This window comes from Plantactinospora solaniradicis (assembly GCF_042658085.1).
Taxonomy (GTDB): domain Bacteria; phylum Actinomycetota; class Actinomycetes; order Mycobacteriales; family Micromonosporaceae; genus Plantactinospora; species Plantactinospora solaniradicis.
This window is the reverse complement of the sequence record NZ_JBHSPR010000070.1, coordinates 345-923: the sequence shown is the minus strand read 5'-3', so window position 1 is coordinate 923 and position 579 is coordinate 345. Positions and strand designations below refer to the sequence as shown.

At 69.1% G+C, this 579-nt stretch carries 1 protein-coding gene; it reads left to right on the top strand.

All coding sequences use genetic code 11. The annotated features are described in order from the left end of the window. Positions 1–579, top strand: a 579-nt coding sequence (locus ACFP2T_RS43040) for a condensation domain-containing protein (protein ID WP_377432794.1), incomplete at both ends; no start/stop codon positions are given.

Sequence of the window (579 nt, the reverse complement as noted above, 5' to 3'; positions counted from 1 at the left end):
TCATCTCCCGGATCCGGGCCGCGTTCGACGTCGAGTTGCCGGTCGCGGCGCTGTTCGACGGTCCGACGATCGCGGGTCTCGCCGAGGTGATCGACGCATCGGCGCAGGGGACCGATGCCCCGCCGATCGTGCCGGTGGACCGGAGCCTGCCATTGCCGCTGTCGTTCGCGCAGCAGCGGTTGTGGTTCCTCACCCAGCTTGACCCCGGCTCGGTCGAGTACAACACTCCGATGGCGATCCACCTGGCCGGTGAGGTTGATGTGGCGGCGTTGGCCGTGGCGTTGGGTGGGTTGGTGGCCCGGCATGAGGTGCTACGGACCCGGCTGGTCGCCGATGCTGACGGGGTGCCGTGGCAGGTGGTCGACCCGCCGGCGTCGTTCGATCTGCCGCTGATCGACCTGTCGGGTGAGGATGATCCGGTCGCCGCTGCGGAGGCGTGGCTGGCCACCGATGCGGTGGTGCCGTTCGATCTCGCGGCCGGGCCGTTGTTCCGGGCCACTCTGCTGCGGGTTCGGCTGGACGAGCACGTGTTGGCGATCGCCAAGCACCACGTGGTCAGCGACGAATGGTCCATGGGGA